This window comes from Marinobacter sp. EhC06 (genome assembly GCF_001650915.1).
Classification (GTDB): domain Bacteria; phylum Pseudomonadota; class Gammaproteobacteria; order Pseudomonadales; family Oleiphilaceae; genus Marinobacter.
The window spans coordinates 77,767-93,740 of record NZ_LXYO01000036.1 but is presented as its reverse complement, the minus strand read 5'-3'; the positions used below and the strand labels follow the sequence as shown (position 1 = coordinate 93,740).

The following is a 15,974-nucleotide window of genomic DNA, read 5'->3' as shown; positions in this document are numbered from 1 at the left end:
CAAGACTAGCTGAAGTAAAGCACAAAAGAGCTCGGGGGACCTAGAGCCCCTTACCTCCGGCCACAACAGCAGAACCGAGAATCTCGGCAAATTCTTTCGGAGCACGGGCGGGCCGCTGGCTTTTCATATCAACACAGGCGTGAGTGGAGACCGCCCTGACCAGGGTTTTGCCATCAGAAGGACGCACCAGCTGGAACTGCCGGGCAGACCGGAAACGACCGTCGTAGTCGGTCAGCCAGGTTCCTAACACCAGCTGATCCCCCGTGTTCGCCGAGGCCAGGTAGTCAATTTCCGTGCGGGTAATGGCCATCGCCTTTCCGGTTTTCTCGTGCAGCGACCAGCTCATACCCAGACTTTCAATGTGAGCCCAGCTGACATCCTCCAGCCAGCGCACATAGACAACATTATTGGCATGTCCGAGCCGGTCGGTATCCTCGGCCTGAACCGTTATATCAATGGTGAAGGGCGCCGGAAGATCCCAGGCAATGTCTTGGTGCTGCATCAGTTGCTCTCTCCGAGACCGGGAATGGCCTGCAACGGTAGCCGACCAATACGATCATTGTGAAGTGAACCAAAGTACAGGTTGCCACCGTGGGGATTGACCGAGGTAATTTCCTGAAGATGGGTTCCCCGGGTGTCGTGGAGACTGGTAATAACGTCGCCATCCCGATCGAAGGCGATCACCAGACCATATTCCTGTGGCGCGGGCTTCAGGCTGTCCGGGAGCTTGGCCACCAGATCCTTGAGCCAGGGCCTCGGGTGCATGGCGTCAACTTTCTGGTTCCGCAAGGTTGGAAACGCTACCCAGTAGCGGCCCTGCTCATCCACCGCCAGGTTGTCTGGAAAACCTGGAAGATTGTCGGCAAACACTTCTGCCTGCCCGGCTCTGGGCCCGTGAATCCAGTATCTGAGGATGCGGTATTTCCAGGTTTCGTTAACCAGCACGTAGTCACCCTCCGGAGATACCGCAACGCCATTGGCAAAATGCAGGTTGCCCAGGAGGACTTCGGCCTTGCCGGTTTTCGGCGAGTAGCGCAGCAACCGACCGTGGGGGCGCATTTCCAGAAGATCCAGCAGGTACTCCGGCTGACGGAATTTCGAGCTGGCATCGGTGAAGTAAATTCGCCCGTCATCGGCAATATCAACATCATCGGTGAACCGGAACAGGGTACCCTCAGCTTCCCGGGCCAGCACGGTAATCTTGCCATCGGGGCTTATGGACAGCAGGCCTCGCCAGGCATCGGCGACGATCAGGTTCCCCTGTCTGTCAAAAACCATCCCCAGGGGCCGGCCGTCGGTAGACAACCAGTTCTCAACCCGACCATCCGGGAACACCCGCACAATGTAGCCATCCTGGGTGCCGGTATAGAGCACGCCGTCCTCGCTGACGGCCGTATCCTCGGGACCATACACCTGGCCCCTGGCCAGAAGGTCCGCGAGTCTCAGTCGTTCGTTCGGCGCAATAGGCCCGGTAAGGGGCGGCGGCGAGGGCGGATTCCAGGCTTTGCTGTCAACAGGCGACGGTGTCAGCAGGAAGCTGCCAAGTAGCAGGAAAACAACCAGCAACCCCACCATCCATTTCATACACTCTGCCCGCCTGTTGTTATGTCAATTCCATGTGTCAGCGATTGGGTTACCTTAGCAGACCGGCCGGTGGGCAGGAAAATACCCGACACACAACCCGGTCAGTCACCGGCACCGAGGAAACGGCGGCAGAGGGCGGCAAAGGAATCGGCCTTTTCGGCGTGCAGCCAGTGGCCGGTACCCTGGATAATACGCAACTGCGCCCGGGGAAACAGTCGCTGAATATCATCCCGGTGTTTCTCCTGGATGTAGGCCGAATCCGCGCCCTTGAGAAACAGCACGGGTCCATCAAACGGGCCATCGCCCTCAGGCGCTTTGGCCAGATTTTCATAGCAGGCATCGATAACCGGCAGATTGAGCCGCCAGCGAAACATGGGGCCGCCCTCCTGCTGCTCTTCCCGGGGAATGCGCTCCAGGTTCTTCAGAAGAAACTGGCGCACACCCGGCTCTTCGACAAAATCGGCCATGAGTCTGTCCGCGTCCTGGCGGGAGCGCACACCGGTCAGATCCATGCTGGTCAATCCTTCCAGAATGGCATCGTGCCGGGGCTTGTAGGAAACCGGCGCGATATCGGCCACGATCAGTTTATCTACGCGCTCCGGGGCCTGCAGGGCGACCTGCATCGCCACCTTGCCGCCCATGGAGTGGCCCAGCAGACTGACCTTGTCCAGGCCCTGTGCATCCATGTAGGCGAGCACATCCCGGGCCATTGCTGGATAATCCATGGTGTCGATGTGCGGTGAGCTACCGTGGTTACGCTCGTCGAGCGCATGGATCTGCCATTGGTCTTCCAGACGGCGGGCGATGCCACCGAGGTTGTCGAGGGATCCGAACAGCCCGTGCAACAGGATCAGGGGCGGGCCTTCGCCGGTAATGCGGTGATTCAGCGCAACAGTCATGGGCAGTCAGTCTCCGGATTGGTCTGCGTTCTCGAACCGGATACATTACCACTGCCAGTCTTGCGAGCAAGTGCCGGGATTTACGGTCATTTTCCAGGGACGAAAAAAGCCGGGCAGAGCCCGGCATGAAGGTCATAGACGTTACGCCTGAGAAATCAGCAATAGAAGATGCTGTTCAGGTACTCAGCGAGCTCAATCACGTTTTGACGCTCAAGCTCGGTATGGGGTACGAAAATTTCCTGTTCCATAAAACACCTCCTGATTGCTTTTCCATTGCTTCAACCTGATAACCTGATGCTATCGTTAAAGCCACGGGTGACCGTTGACAGGCGGTTGCATACACTTGACATTTTGTATCAGTCATTATGACAGGTCGTTAACTATCAACGTGACATCTGCCCAACCAGAATCCACCAGCGCTCCCCTGGTCGCTGCCTCCAGCACGCTGGCACTGGTCCACTACCTTGAGCGCCAGGGCGTGCTCAATGCACCACGCGTTGAGCAGCTGACCGGGCTGGCAATGTCGGAACTCACCGACCCGGACCGTCGCGTACCCGCGGATGCCCATTACCGGCTCTGGGAGCACGCCGAGCTTGTTACCGGCGACCCGGGTGTCGGGCTGCATGCCGGTCAGGTCGTGGACCCGGAGCGAATGGGGCTGGTCGGGCACGTGTTCTTCAACTGCGATACGCTGGGCGAGGCGGTTACCCAATATGTGCGCCTGCACCGGCTGATCAACGAGTCGGTATTCCTGAGCTTCGAGCAGACCGCCGACCAGGCCATCCTTTGCTGGCAGCCGGACCGGGCCGAACACTACTGCCGGCAGGATATGGACCGGACCCTCGCTGCGTCCATCACCCGCACCCGGCACTTCATCCACCCGGGGATCCGGGCGGAATGGGTGGAGATTGCGCACCCCGCCCCCGTGTATGCGGACGAGTATGAAAAACTCCTCGGTGGCCCGGTCCGATTCGACTGTGGCATTACCCGCCTGGCATTCAGCAGCCGGCATCTGGGACATCCGATTCCCCGCCGCAACCCCTATGTCTATTCAGCAGTGCTGAAGCAGGTCAACTCGCTCCTGGCAAGGCTGCAGACCCGGCGCTCTTTCGGTCGCAAGATTCGCCGATTGATTTCAAAGCAGATGGCAACCGAGAAAATTGATGCTGACACCCTGGCCCGCCAATGCCACATGAGCCGCCAGACGCTTTACCGAAAGCTCAAAAAGGAGGGCCTCAGCTTTCATGGCCTGGTGGAGCAGGTACGCCAGGACAAGGCACTCAGGTATGTCGCCGCAGACCAGTACGCCCTCGGCGAGATAGCCTTCCTGCTTGGCTTTTCAGAGCTGAGCGCCTTCAGCCGGGCGTTCAAGCGCTGGACCGGCACCTCGCCGGCCGAGTACCGCGCGCGGCAGCTGGCAACCTCAGAGGCAGATCACCAGAGGCCGGGCGCCGGCGACGGAGAGCAATGATGGACGACCTGTCTCTGGTTGCGATTGCGGTTGGCGCTATTTATCTCGGCGCATTCGCCTGCGTCTACCGCATTTTGCTGACCTACCGCACCACCCAGGGCGCCATCGCCTGGATTATAGGCCTGATCGCGCTGCCCTATATTGCAGTGCCCATGTTCGTCCTGTTCGGGCGTTATCGTTTCGGCGGCTACGTAAAAGCCCGGCGCCTTGGAGACGAATCCCTGACCAATCTGCTGAACCGGTTCGAACAGCAGACTACCTCCATACCGATCCCGACCAGCGACCGCTTTACGGACGAGCTACAGGTGCTGTGCCGGCTGGGACGCCAGCCGTTTACCGATGGCAACCGATGTACCTTGCTCAGGGATGGTGAGGCCACGTTCGAGGCCTTGTTCGAGGCCATGGAAGATGCCGAGCACTACATCCTGCTGGAATTCTACATCGTGCGTTCCGATCGGGTTGGCCGCCGGATAAAGTCTATTCTCGAACGCAAGCTGGCCCAGGGTGTGGAAGTCTGGTTCCTGTACGACGACATCGGCAGCGTCTGGCTGCCGCGGAACTACCTGAAGCAGCTAGCCGCCGCCGGCGCCCGCGTGGCCTCGTTTGGCGACGGCAACATCCGCAGGCGGCGGTTCCAGATCAATTTCCGGAACCACCGCAAGCTGCTGGTCTGCGACGGTAAAGTCGGCTTTGTGGGCGGTATCAATCTGGGGGACGAATACCTGGGCACCGCCATGGACCAGGAACCCTGGCGCGACACCCATTGCCGGATTGAAGGCCCGGCAGTAACCGGCTTGCAGCTGGCCTGGCTGGAGGACTGGAACTGGGCCAGTAACGATTTTCCCAGCCTCGACTGGAAGCCATCCGACAACCAGCCCGGGGACGACGAGGTGCTGATGCTGCCGACGGGGCCGGCCGACACCTGGGAAACCTGCACCCTGTTCTTCCTGAACTGCATCAACAACGCCCGATCCCGGCTCTGGATCGCCTCGCCCTACTTCGTGCCTGACTTCCAGATCATGAATGCGCTGCAGCTGGCGGCCCTTCGGGGGATCGACGTGAGGATCCTGATTCCGGAGAAATCAGACAGCCGCCTGATCGGCCTGGCGGCTTACTCCTACCTGGTCCAGGCCTGCAAGACCGGGATTGGTATCTATCGCTACCAGCCAGGCTTCATGCACCAGAAAGTGATCCTGGTGGATGATCGGTATGCAGCAGTAGGAACGGCCAATATGGACAACCGCTCGATGCGACTGAATTTCGAGATCACCGCCATTACTACAGCACCGCATTTCATCCGCAGCGTGGAATCCATGCTGGAACAGGATCTGGACAGCTCCCGCCTGATGACCGAAAGCGACTACAAGGACCGCTCGATCCTGTTCCGCCTGGCTTGCCGTGCGGTCCGGCTGCTGGCACCGTTGCTGTAGAATGCAAGGCCACTGGCCGAGAAATACCCGATGTGCGACTATGCCTACACGATTCAGCCAGTATGCAGTAGCGACAGATCACCATGAATGCCTTCAAACCCAGAGAAACACTGACCGAACAGGTCGCCCGCCACATCGAGAACCTGATTGCCTTTGGCCAGCTCCGGTCCGGAGAACGGATCTATGAGGGCGCTATGGCCAAGCAGATGGACGTCAGCCACGGATCCATCCGGGAAGGGCTGCTGCTGTTGGAGAAGCGGCATCTGGTTCGTAACGTTCCCCGTAAAGGTGCGTTCGTGACCCCGCTGGATGACTACTTCGTCCGCAGCCTTTACGAAACCCTGGAACTTTACCTCACCCATACCGGGCGCAAGCTGGTGCGTAACTGGCAGCCTGATGATATGGCCAGGCTGGAAAACCTCTATGACCAGATGCAGGCCTGCTACCAGAAGAACGATCTGATGGCCTTTCTGGAACTGGGGATCGAGTACACCAAGGCGTCGCTGGCCTATGCCGATAACTATTTCATTGTCTCGGCCATTGATGATCTCTGGCCGTCGGCGAAGCGCTGTGCGTTTGTCGCTTTCCAACAGGGAGGCAACCAGGTGCTCGAAGACAACCTGTCGCACATGGAGCAATCCATCAGCGCCATCAAGGATCGGGATGAAGACCGGCTGGCAGAGATACTGCACCGCTATGCCCTGCAACAATGTCAGCAGGTTCTTGCAGCCATTGAAAAGACCGGCAACAAGACGGCTTGAGGGCCCTCAGTAGAAGAGCTGAGTGAACGAAAAACCGATATTTAGGTAGGCCGTCCAGTTATCCTCGTTGTTGTAGGCTGCGGCCAGTTGAACCGGGCCCAGGAAGGTATCCACGCCCGCGAACACACTGGAGGATTTCACCGAGCTGTCCCAACTGGCCGCATCCAGCGAAGGCCAGGCATTACCCGCCTCGAACCCGGCGCCCACAAACCAGGGCAGCAGTGGTCCACCGAAGCTCTGGCTGGCGTAGGCCGAGACCATCAAGGCGTTGTCTCCGGTAATTTCACCCGGGGCGTAAGCCGACAACCGGCGAAAACCGCCCAGGCGGACCGCATTTTCAATACCTGGCGTGCCCTTCGTTACGGCATGGGCATACACCAGCCCGGTCAACGTCAGGCCCTTCCAGCTCTCAGTACCCAGCGCCAGGCCGGTGACCGAATCAAACTCCCGGTCTGACCCCAACCCCTCACGCTCGAAGCGCCCCCGGAGACCGGCAAAACCACCCGCGCGAGGGAAAAACGTATCATCCAGCGAGTCATGAACCAGTTGCAGGGCTATGCCACCCTGATGCACGGAACCTTCAGGGGCCATCGGCTGGCCGATCTGCTCATCCACCGTGGCATAGCCCCGGGCATAGATCAGGCGGATCTCGGCATTGCCGCCAATTTCCATACCCAGTGCCAGATCCGCTTTTCGGAAGGTCACGTCCACCTCCGCAATGCGCGTGCCCGAGGCATCAAACTGGCTGAAGGTATCCCTGGAATATTCGCCACCCAGCACCAGGAAGCGCTCGTAACCGTAATCCAGAGGCTGGTACCACTGGCTGCGCAGCCAGGGTTCGGTGCCAAGCTGAACACCGGTCTGCCACTCCCCACCCAGCTCGTTCAACTCGGTCATGCGAAGAGCTGACGCCAGATTAAAACGGGTTTCCCCGTCGAAGTTGTCCTCATAATTGAGTCCGAAAGACAGGTAGTTCGGCCCCCAGCTTTTCTCCTGAACGCGAATGATGAGGACCGTACCTTCAGCCGACGACGCCGTCGAATACGACACGATTTCGTAGTAGCCGAGGCCATAGATTCGTTTAAGATCGGCCTCCAGCTGCTCGGTATTCAGAGGCTCGCCAGTTCTCTGTCGGATTCGCTCTTTGAGGAAGTCGCGGGCCAGCCGACGACTGTCTTCGATCTCGATGCGTGAAATGATGTCTGCGCCCGCGTCCCGTGTTGCCACACGGTCCCGCCAGGCCGCCCACGCCTTTCTGGACACCGAGAGTGGACGCAGCTCGACACCGTGTTCCCTGGCGGAACTGGCGCCCAGCTCAAACAGTACCGGAGCATCGTAGAAATCGGCGGAAGTGTAGCCTTCCAGATCCGGGCGTATCAGGACATCGCGCTCTGCGAGCAGATCCAGCTGTTGATCGGTGTTTCTTCTGGTCATGATGGTTGTGAGCTGACCGACCACGGAAAACGCACCTCGCAGTTCGTCGGTCTGCATCAGGCTGTCGGTAATATCTATGGCGATAATAACCTCCGCGCCCAATTCCCGGGCAACGCTGATTGGCAGGTTATTGGCGACGCCACCATCCACCAGTAACTGGCCATCGCGTTCTGCCGGCGCATACACGCCGGGAATGCTCATGCTGGCCCGAATGGCCTCGGACAGGTTACCGTCACCGATCACCACCTGCTCACCAGTCTCAAGATCCGTGGCAACGGCCCGGAAGGGAATGGGAAGCCGGTCGAAGTCTTCAACCAGAGCGGCGTTACGGGTCAGTTCATTGAGGATGAAACCAAGATTCTGGCCGGCAATCAGCCCGCCGCCGACATGCAGGCCATCGGCGCGAACACCGATTCCCGGAACCACCGGAAACCGCCAGTCTTCCTGCTTTCGCCGAACCGGCTTGTAGACCCGGCCGGGGTCATCGCGAAAGCTGGAAAGCCAGTCCATTTCAATAAAACGCTGCTCGATATCACTGACCGGCATACCGCTGGCGTACAGGGCACCAACCGCGGAACCAGCGCTGGTTCCCACCACCAGGTCAACCGGAATCCGCATTTCCTCCAGCACCCTCAGCACGCCAACATGGGCCATACCCTTGGCGCCACCACCACTGAGAACCAGCCCCACCCGGGGGCGCTCCTCAGCCGGAGCCAAAGGCGCCAGAAGAAACAGGATTGGGGTCAGCAGCCAGGGCGCAATCCAGGCCCAACGGTTGCGCTGATTCACAACTGGCTCATTTCCGCTCGGAGGAGTCGTCGTCCGCCAGCGAGAGGTGGGACACATCGGGTATCACCGGCGGCGGCAGGTCACGCTCCACACCCAGATCACTGCCGGGCGGAGCCAGGCTCCACTCCTCCAGATGCTGGAACATTGGGGGTTCCACTTCGGTCTTCTCTGCCAGGGTGACGCCGACCGGATCCAGACTAAGACCAGAACCTGAGAGAATGGTGTCCACCTTGTCGCCTGCCACCGGAAGACGATCGCCGGGCTCGGTCTCGGGAACCTCACTCCGTTTCTCCTCCGCGGGGCGGCTAGCGGGCTCCGGCTGCTGACGCGGCTGGTTTGCCGGGGCCGAAGGCCTGGGCTGAGCTGCAGCACCGGCAGCAGGCCGGGCTTCGCCCATGGGCTGGACATAAGCCACCATGCCGTGCTTTTTCAGCACCGCCCGGTACTTTTCCGCCTGTACCTCTTCCAGCTTGTTACGAATAACCACCGGCTGACCACTGAACATACGGTCTACCTGGTCGAGAGAGGCCTTGAACAGGGTGCGGGCGTTATTGCGCGCGGTTTCCAGATCCGTTCCGGGAACGCATTCCCCTTTAAAGACAAGCTGAAACATGCGTTTTCCTCTTAACGTCCGTCTTTCTTACATCATAGTTGATCGAGTCGCGCACCGGGAGCCCGAAACCCCACCCGCCACTGTATCGAGAGTGCAAACAATTGAAAAATTAATGTCACATATCACGCAAAATGCGACAGACTCTGCAATAATCAACGGTAACCAAACTTTACACTTGGTTACAGATTAACCGGATTGTCACCAGGGAGTGGCCTCCAATGATTATCAAACCTTCGCTTCACATCGCGGTCGCGGCCCTGTTGCTGTCGGCGCCTTTTGCCCATGGTGAAAACCTCGACGTACTCATGAGCCAGGTGTTTCCGGCGGCCCAGGCGACCTATATCGGTTACGAGAGCGTTGAACGGCAGGATATTCCTGCCAGCGCCGCGGTCGACCGCAAGTACCTGATTGTGGATTTCCGCCTGGCCTCGAATCAGATGGAATCGGAACAGCTTCAGGCAAGCGTGCACAAGGTCTGCATGACCCTGCTGAAAGACCGCGAACTGATCCGGCAGCTGTCGGATTCCGGCTACGACATGGTCTCGGTCGCTTTCGACCGCCGCTCGCAGTTCGATTGCCTCTGAGGCACCCGATTCCTCACTCTTCACGGCCGAGCAGTTTCGGGAACGCCTCAAGGGTGCTGTTGACAGCATCCAGGTTGAACGCCTCGACATCAGCAAGCAGCTTTTCCCCGTAGCGTGTCACGGACCGGGAGCGGAACCGCTGGCCCCAGGCCAGCACCCGGCGCGCAAAGTCCTTCATCTGTTCCGGATCGCCGCTCTCTCTTACGGTCTCCCACTCATCACCGAAGTCCGCCGCCAGCTGCTCCCTGAGCCAGCCCCGTTCCTGCATGCTGAGGGTCTGGGCCAGCAGCCGTTCTGATTCCTTCGGCGCTCCCTCGTCATCCGCCTGCTCCACCGTGGCCTCTACCCGAGGCAGCGTCACCGTAAACACCGAACCTGTACCCGGCTCACTCTCCACTTCCAGTTCGCCGCCCATCATCCGGGCCAGTTTCCGGCTGATGGCCAATCCGAGCCCGGTACCACCATAACGGCGGGTGTTCTGGCCCTCCTGCTGCTCGAAGGCATCAAAGATCCGCTCCACCTGATCCTGCGGGATTCCGATGCCACTATCTCTGACCGTGACAACCAATTTGTAATACTGGCGCTCCGGCGCCTCTGTGCTCTGTTCCGCGTTATCGGATCGTTTCTTGAGCGGCTTAGCGGTGGCCCGAACCGTCACACCACCGTCATGGGTGAATTTGATGGCATTGCCCACCAGGTTGAACAGGACCTGCCGAAGCCGGGTCTCATCCAGCATCATGGCGGCGGGCATACGTGAGTCGACACTCACTTCCAGAGTGATGCCCTGCTCACGGGCCCGCAGGTCAAAGATGTGGCGAACATCGTCCAGGAGGCGACGTACAGACACTGCAGAATAGTCGAGCCTCATCTTTCCGGCTTCGATGCGGGACAGGTCCAGAATGTCATTGATCAGCATCAGCAGGCTTCGGCTTCCAGCCCGGATTGCATCCAGATAGTTCCGCTGCTGTGGATCGGTAACGCTGTTGCTGAGCAGATCACTGTAGCCGATCACCGCATTCATCGGGGTCCGGATTTCATGGGACATGTTGGCCAGGAACTCACTCTTGGCCAGGCTGGCCGCCTCGGCTTCGCGGGCAAGACGTTCGGCCTCCAGTTTGGCGGCGCGCAATTCGTCCTCGCTCCGGCGCAGGGCATTCTCGGAACGAATGCGCTCATCCACCTCCCGGGACAGTTTCCGGTTCCAGTACAGAAAGATCAGCACCACCAGAATGGCAATCAACACCACCCGACGCACCACCGTGTAATCGGTTTCCTGCTCGATATCCAGATGGATCCAGCGGTTGTAGATCGACTCTGTCTCGCTGGCCTCGAGGCTGCCCAATGCCTTGTTCAATACCCGATGCAGCTCCGGACTGTCCTTGCGTACCGCCAGCCGCAGATCGTATTGGTACGGGGTGATACTGGTAATACGGAGGTTGGAAAGACCCAGCCGGGCCACGGTGTAACTGACCGCCGGGATGTGGGTAACCATGACATCCAGATCGCCATTGGATAGCGCCAGAAGCCCCTCCTCCACGGTCTCCATGGGGTACAGGTCCAGATTCGGATGATTAATCAGCAGGTAATCATGGGCCGCGTGTCGGTTCACCACTCCCACCCGCTCACTGCGGAGCTCGCGGAGGTCGCCAATAAAACGCCCGTCATCCCGTATGGCAAGAGCAATGGGAACGGTCAGATAGGCCCGCGTGAACAGAAAGGCCTCTTCCGTGCGAGGTGTCCGTGACAATCCCGGCAATATATCAACCTCACCGGATCGGAGCTGCTCTTCAGCATCCATCCGACTCCCTGCCACCGTCCGGGTAAACCGGACATTCAACTGGGCCTCGAGCCGGGTAAGCAGGTCCGGAATAAGGCCCGTAGGCCGACCATCCTGGGTATATTCAAACGGCGGCCAATCCGAGCGGAAGGCAACCTTGGGGTTCGGGTGTTGCTTGAGCCACTCGATGTCCGATGCCGACAGCTCCAGCCCGCTTCGCTCCATGGCTGGCTGGTCTGCCTGCAGCCAGGACTGGCGGATAGTGCGATGTTCGTTATGACTGATCGCGGCAATGGACTTGTTCAGCACCTGGAACAGTCGATCGTTGTCAGCGTCCACCTGTAACACGACATCCACCGGGTTGCTGTCCAGCAGGACCGACAGCCCGATGCCGTTCACCATGGCCGACTGCAGATAATCGGAAACAACCGGAACCGGCGCGAGAAATGCATCGGCCTGCCCCGAGAGTATCTGTCCGACGGCTTCGCTGACGTTGCTCACCGGCACCGGCGTGAACTCCTCCACCGGGTCGAGCATGGGGTACTGATTGGGATCACCGGCGATCACGGCAATCCGGTTGCCTTCCAGATCGGCCAGAGTACGAATGGCAGCATCGCCGGCACTCACGAACAGACCGTAGGTGAGGGACATCAGGGGGTCAGTAAAGCGTTTACCGGGAACTACCGGCATGCCGGGCATCCGCGTGGTGAGAACTGCATCGGTCGCCAGCTCGCTCTGAACCGGGCCACTTTCGCGTCCTGTTTCCAGGACAACGGGCTCCATGGTAACTCCCAGCTTGTCTGAGAGCCGTGCGAGGTAGTCAATGTAAGTCCCGGCAAGAACGCCATTACCGGTATCAAAAACCAGCGGCACCTGATCACTGCGAAGTCCAATGCGAAAGCGGTCCTGGTCTTCCAACCAGCTCAGTTCCTGCTTGCCAAGCACCGGTGCCGGCGATACTTGCGGCGGTTCCGCCCGCAGGGGGGATTGAAACAGCGCCAACAGGCAGCATAGTACAAAGGCAAGGGTAACCTTCACTGGATATCCTTAAGGGTTCCGCTACATTTCAGGGAACAATACCTGCAAACGCCATTGATTTCATTCAGGCAAACGGCCAACGGGAGACGAATGTCCATGGACACCAGCAAACACACCCTCAGTACTCTGTTCGAGCAACTAGGCCTGGCGTCCGACGCCAAGAGCATTGAGGATTTTGTCGCCAGGTACTCGCCCCTGCCAAGCGAGGTTGCCATCCAGGATGCTCCCATCTGGTCCGAAAGCCAGTCTCACTTCCTGGAAGAAGGCCTGGAGGAAGACAGCGACTGGGCGGAAATCATTGATGAGCTGGATGCGATGATGCGTCACTAAGCGGTGGCATTGTCGCTGATAACAACCTGATCGCGGCCCGCGTCCTTTGCCTGATAAAGGGCCCGGTCTGCCCGATCAAACACCGACTCTTCAGTGTCGCCGACAACAAAGCCTGCCAGCCCGGCAGAAAAGGTCACGGTGACCGGCTCTCCGCGAAAGTGGAAGGGCAGTTTGCCGACGTGCTCACGCAATTTCTCCACCACCGTGCGGGCGTCTTCAGGCTCGGTTTCCGGGAACAGCACCACGAATTCCTCACCGCCAAACCGGGCCACGAAATCGGTGGTGCGCAAGCGTTCCCTGAATTCTTTCGCAACCAGTTGCAGTACCCTGTCGCCGGCCTTGTGGCCGTAGCAGTCGTTGATCCGTTTGAACAGATCGATATCCAGCACGCCCACGGTCAGAGGATGGCTGTAGCGTTGCCAGCGGTTGTACTCGAATGAAAGGCGCTCCTGCCAGGCTTCGCGATTGGGCAACTCGGTAAGCAGATCGGTCATGGCGCGCAATCGTTCCTTGCGGACCTGTTCCTGCATCTGTTCGGAATGAGCCTCCATGGCCGCCACTTTCTCCTGCATCGCCTCAAGCTGCTCGGAGAGCGCACGTTCACGTTCCGATTCCTGGGTCCGGAAGCGGCCGACCGCCTGACCGATGGATTCAAGGTGACGACTGACCGACTGTTTGAGGTCCTGCAGATTGTCGCTCTCCTGCAGCCGCTGCCCGACACGTTCAATTTCCTCACGTATTTCCCGGTCGAGATCCTCAGATGCGTGGAGCCGCCCGGACTGGGCCGACGACTGGGCCGAGAAATGCTCTCGCAACAGCTCCAGCCGTTCATCCAGTCGCTTCAGAAAGTCTTCGAATTCACGCTTGCTGCGGGTTACCGCGGCTATAACCAGTTCGGCCACATGGTTCAGCCCTTCCCGCAATTCGTCCCAGTCATTACTGGCCAGCAGGGATTGCTGAAGCGACCGTGCACGGGCCTCGGCTGCGGGCTCCAGGGAAACCTGGGCAAGCATTTGCCCCAATAGCTGGCCTACCCGGCGGGCAATACGCAGCCGTTGGGCATTGTCCTCGATATCCTGATCATTGCCCGGGACAGCCTCTGGCTGCTCGGTGCTCTCGGGCAGAGATTCTGTAATAGTCTGCTGCTGTTGCTGTTGCTGCTGCTCTGGCTCCCGCGATTTTCGGGAGAAAAAGGAAGGTTTCCTGTCATTGGAGGACTGGCGTTCGTCGAGAAGGGCCACCTGGCGATCAATCTGGTCCTGCAATTCCTTCCAGGCGTCTACATCCACCCGGTTCTTTCTCAGATCCTTGCGGATTCGCGCCAACAGACGGTCCAGTTCCGGGGTCTGGCCTTCGGATGCAAGGCTGGTGCGCACCAGCATGCGTTCAAGGGTGTTCCGTTCCGCCTTCCACTGCTTCTCCCTGTTATCTGCAGACTCGAGCTCCTGAAGGTACTTTTCCTTCCAGGACTGATCCGATGCCATGGAATGCTCCCGCTTACCCTTGCTGTAATGTTGAAGATCGCAAATGTCTTGCCCGCCCGTTGACGGCATCAGGCATTCTTGTCGCCGGTCTTACCATGATACTTATCGCGACGCGCCCTGGGGTGACTCTGGTCATAAACACGAGCTAAATGTTGAAAATCAAGATGAGTATAGACCTGGGTTGTGGCAATGTCGGCGTGCCCTAATAACTCTTGTACGGCCCGCAGGTCGCCACTGGATTCAAGCATGTGGCTGGCAAAGGAGTGTCGCAGCAGGTGTGGATGGAGTTTCTGGTCGGCACCGCGGCTGATGCCCCAGCGGCTTAGGCGGGCCTGGATACTGCGGTGGCTGAGCCTCTCGCCCCTCTGGCTGACAAACAGTGCGTTTTCACCCTCATTGGCCAGCGCGACCCTGTGTCGCAGCCACTCCTCAATGGCCGCAATCGCCTTGCGCCCTACCGGCAGCAGCCGTTCCTTACCGCCTTTACCCAGCACACGGACTTCACCGCCGCGCAGATCGACGGTATCCAGATCCAGACTCGCCAGCTCCGCCAGGCGCAACCCCGAGGAGTACATCAGCTCGAACATGCATAGATCGCGGACTTCCAGGGGATCATCCGGCTGGCCATCAAGCAGTTGATTCAGTTGGTCCACGTCCGCCACTCGAGGTAAACGACGACCACTCTTCGGGGCACGGATATCCAACGCCGGATTATCCGAGGCCAGCTTCTCCCTGAGCAGGAACTGGTAGAACCGACGGGTCGCGGAGAGATGCCGGGCAATGCTTCGCCCTGACAGGCCCTCCCGACTGAGAGTCGCCACATAGCGGCGCAAATCATGATTGGTCACCCGCTGCCAAGCGGTAAAGCCAGACAGGGTAAGCCAGCTCGCCAGACGCAGCAGGTCGCGCTGGTAGCTGTCGCAGGTTCTGGGGGAATGGCGTTTTTCGGAGGCCAGGTGCCGGATAAAATCCGTCAGCGGCCCGGAAAGCTCATGGGGCACCGCCGGAACCTCCGACACTCTAGCGGGACTCCGTCGCCATATCGGTGACCGGGGCAGCCGTGGTGTGGCGCTGCACCATCGGGGGCAGCAGGCGGCTGAGGGTATCGCTGATGTAGCTCAGAAAAAGCGACCCCATGCTCTGGTCAAAATAGCCCGGCTGGCAGCTGCCGACCGCAAACACGCCCACCAGCTCATCATGCCTCAGCGGCACCAGCGCCACGGAGGCAATCGGTTCTTCTCGGTCCGGGAACAGGAACTCACGCTCGCTTTCACGGAACTGGCCACACACAGCCCTCTCGCCTTCCAGCAGACTACCGAGCCGCTCTCGGGCCACGGATGGGCTCACCACATGCAGCGCGCCCTGGGAGGCTTCGGGCAGCTCGACATCGGTGAACAACAGCACGGAGGCGGCGTCGAGACCGAAATCACCACGGATGCTGTCATCAATGGCTGCGGCCATGTCGTTGAGGGTCCGGGCTTCAATCACCTGCATCAACAGCCGCTTGCTCTTCTCGAACAACCGGTCGTTGTGGCGGGCGATGGACACCAGCTCTACCAATTCCCGGCGCAGGGTGTCACGTTGCTCCCGGAAAAGATGTACCTGGCGCTCCACAAGGGAAATAGCCCGGCCACTGTCATGGGGCAGGGTCAGACTGCGTAGCAGCTCATCCTGGTCGACAAAGAAATCGGGGTTGGCTCGCAGGTAGTCTGCCACCTCTTCCCGGGTGAGCTCACCGGCCTTCTGGCGGGCCGTTTGTTCTGTCATGGAGTACTCCTGG

General features: G+C 59.5%; 14 protein-coding genes. 5 read left to right on the top strand and 9 right to left on the bottom strand.

Annotated features, from left to right (window positions below; genetic code table 11):
- Positions 1-40 precede the first annotated feature (40 nt).
- The 3 genes from A8B84_RS19510 to A8B84_RS19500 form a co-directional block, all read right to left on the bottom strand.
- Positions 41-502, bottom strand: coding sequence for an acyl-CoA thioesterase (locus tag A8B84_RS19510; RefSeq protein ID WP_064228427.1), 462 nt, complete (start codon positions 500-502; stop codon positions 41-43).
- Positions 502-1,584 (bottom strand): SMP-30/gluconolactonase/LRE family protein, encoded by a 1,083-nt coding sequence (locus A8B84_RS19505; protein WP_064228428.1) that lies wholly within the window; start codon positions 1,582-1,584, stop codon positions 502-504. Before A8B84_RS19505 ends, A8B84_RS19510 begins: the two co-directional genes overlap by 1 nt.
- A gap of 101 nt (positions 1,585-1,685) precedes the next feature.
- The gene (locus A8B84_RS19500) at positions 1,686-2,483 is read right to left on the bottom strand and encodes an alpha/beta fold hydrolase (RefSeq protein WP_064228429.1); all 798 of its coding nucleotides are present in this window, start codon (positions 2,481-2,483) and stop codon (positions 1,686-1,688) included.
- Between the two features lie 388 nt (positions 2,484-2,871).
- Here A8B84_RS19500 and A8B84_RS19495 point away from each other — a divergent pair, with 388 nt between their 5' ends.
- The 3 genes from A8B84_RS19495 to A8B84_RS19485 all read left to right on the top strand — a co-directional run bounded on the left by A8B84_RS19495 (position 2,872) and on the right by A8B84_RS19485 (position 6,145).
- The gene (locus A8B84_RS19495) at positions 2,872-3,954 is read left to right on the top strand and encodes an AraC family transcriptional regulator (RefSeq protein WP_064228430.1); all 1,083 of its coding nucleotides are present in this window, start codon (positions 2,872-2,874) and stop codon (positions 3,952-3,954) included.
- On the top strand, positions 3,954-5,384 hold the full coding sequence (cls, locus tag A8B84_RS19490; protein WP_064228431.1) for a cardiolipin synthase: 1,431 nt from the start codon (positions 3,954-3,956) through the stop codon (positions 5,382-5,384). Before A8B84_RS19495 ends, cls begins: the two co-directional genes overlap by 1 nt.
- 83 nt (positions 5,385-5,467) lie before the next feature.
- Entirely contained in the window at positions 5,468-6,145 is a 678-nt protein-coding gene (locus A8B84_RS19485) for a GntR family transcriptional regulator (RefSeq protein WP_064228432.1), read from the top strand.
- 6 nt (positions 6,146-6,151) lie between these two features.
- On the opposite strand, the gene A8B84_RS19480 is transcribed toward A8B84_RS19485, so the two are convergent.
- Positions 6,152-8,233 carry a patatin-like phospholipase family protein gene (locus A8B84_RS19480; protein ID WP_413772187.1) on the bottom strand — a complete coding sequence of 694 codons (2,082 nt, stop codon included), beginning with the start codon at positions 8,231-8,233 and terminating at the stop codon, positions 6,152-6,154.
- A gap of 142 nt (positions 8,234-8,375) precedes the next feature.
- Complete coding sequence (locus tag A8B84_RS19475; protein WP_064228434.1) at positions 8,376-8,981, bottom strand: hypothetical protein; 606 nt, start codon at positions 8,979-8,981, stop codon at positions 8,376-8,378.
- A 218-nt stretch (positions 8,982-9,199) separates the two neighbouring features.
- On the opposite strand from A8B84_RS19475, the gene A8B84_RS19470 reads away from it, so the two are divergent.
- Entirely contained in the window at positions 9,200-9,565 is a 366-nt protein-coding gene (locus tag A8B84_RS19470) for a hypothetical protein (RefSeq protein ID WP_138103113.1), read from the top strand.
- 13 nt (positions 9,566-9,578) lie between these two features.
- Here the strand turns inward: A8B84_RS19470 and A8B84_RS19465 are convergent, their stop codons facing one another.
- Positions 9,579-12,380 carry an ATP-binding protein gene (locus tag A8B84_RS19465; protein ID WP_064228435.1) on the bottom strand — a complete coding sequence of 934 codons (2,802 nt, stop codon included), beginning with the start codon at positions 12,378-12,380 and terminating at the stop codon, positions 9,579-9,581.
- Between the two features lie 96 nt (positions 12,381-12,476).
- Here A8B84_RS19465 and A8B84_RS19460 point away from each other — a divergent pair, with 96 nt between their 5' ends.
- A complete protein-coding gene (locus A8B84_RS19460; protein ID WP_064228490.1) occupies positions 12,477-12,710 on the top strand; it encodes a DUF2789 domain-containing protein in 234 nt (77 codons plus the stop codon).
- Here A8B84_RS19460 and A8B84_RS19455 read toward each other — a convergent pair.
- The 3 genes from A8B84_RS19455 to A8B84_RS19445 form a co-directional block, all read right to left on the bottom strand.
- On the bottom strand, positions 12,707-14,194 hold the full coding sequence (locus A8B84_RS19455) for a GGDEF domain-containing protein (RefSeq protein ID WP_064228436.1): 1,488 nt from the start codon (positions 14,192-14,194) through the stop codon (positions 12,707-12,709). The genes A8B84_RS19460 and A8B84_RS19455 overlap by 4 nt on opposite strands.
- A gap of 68 nt (positions 14,195-14,262) precedes the next feature.
- Positions 14,263-15,195, bottom strand: coding sequence for a tyrosine recombinase XerC (gene xerC, locus A8B84_RS19450; protein ID WP_064228491.1), 933 nt, complete (start codon positions 15,193-15,195; stop codon positions 14,263-14,265).
- A gap of 19 nt (positions 15,196-15,214) precedes the next feature.
- A complete protein-coding gene (locus tag A8B84_RS19445) occupies positions 15,215-15,961 on the bottom strand; it encodes a DUF484 family protein (protein WP_064228437.1) in 747 nt (248 codons plus the stop codon).
- Between the last annotated feature and the right edge of the window lie 13 nt (positions 15,962-15,974).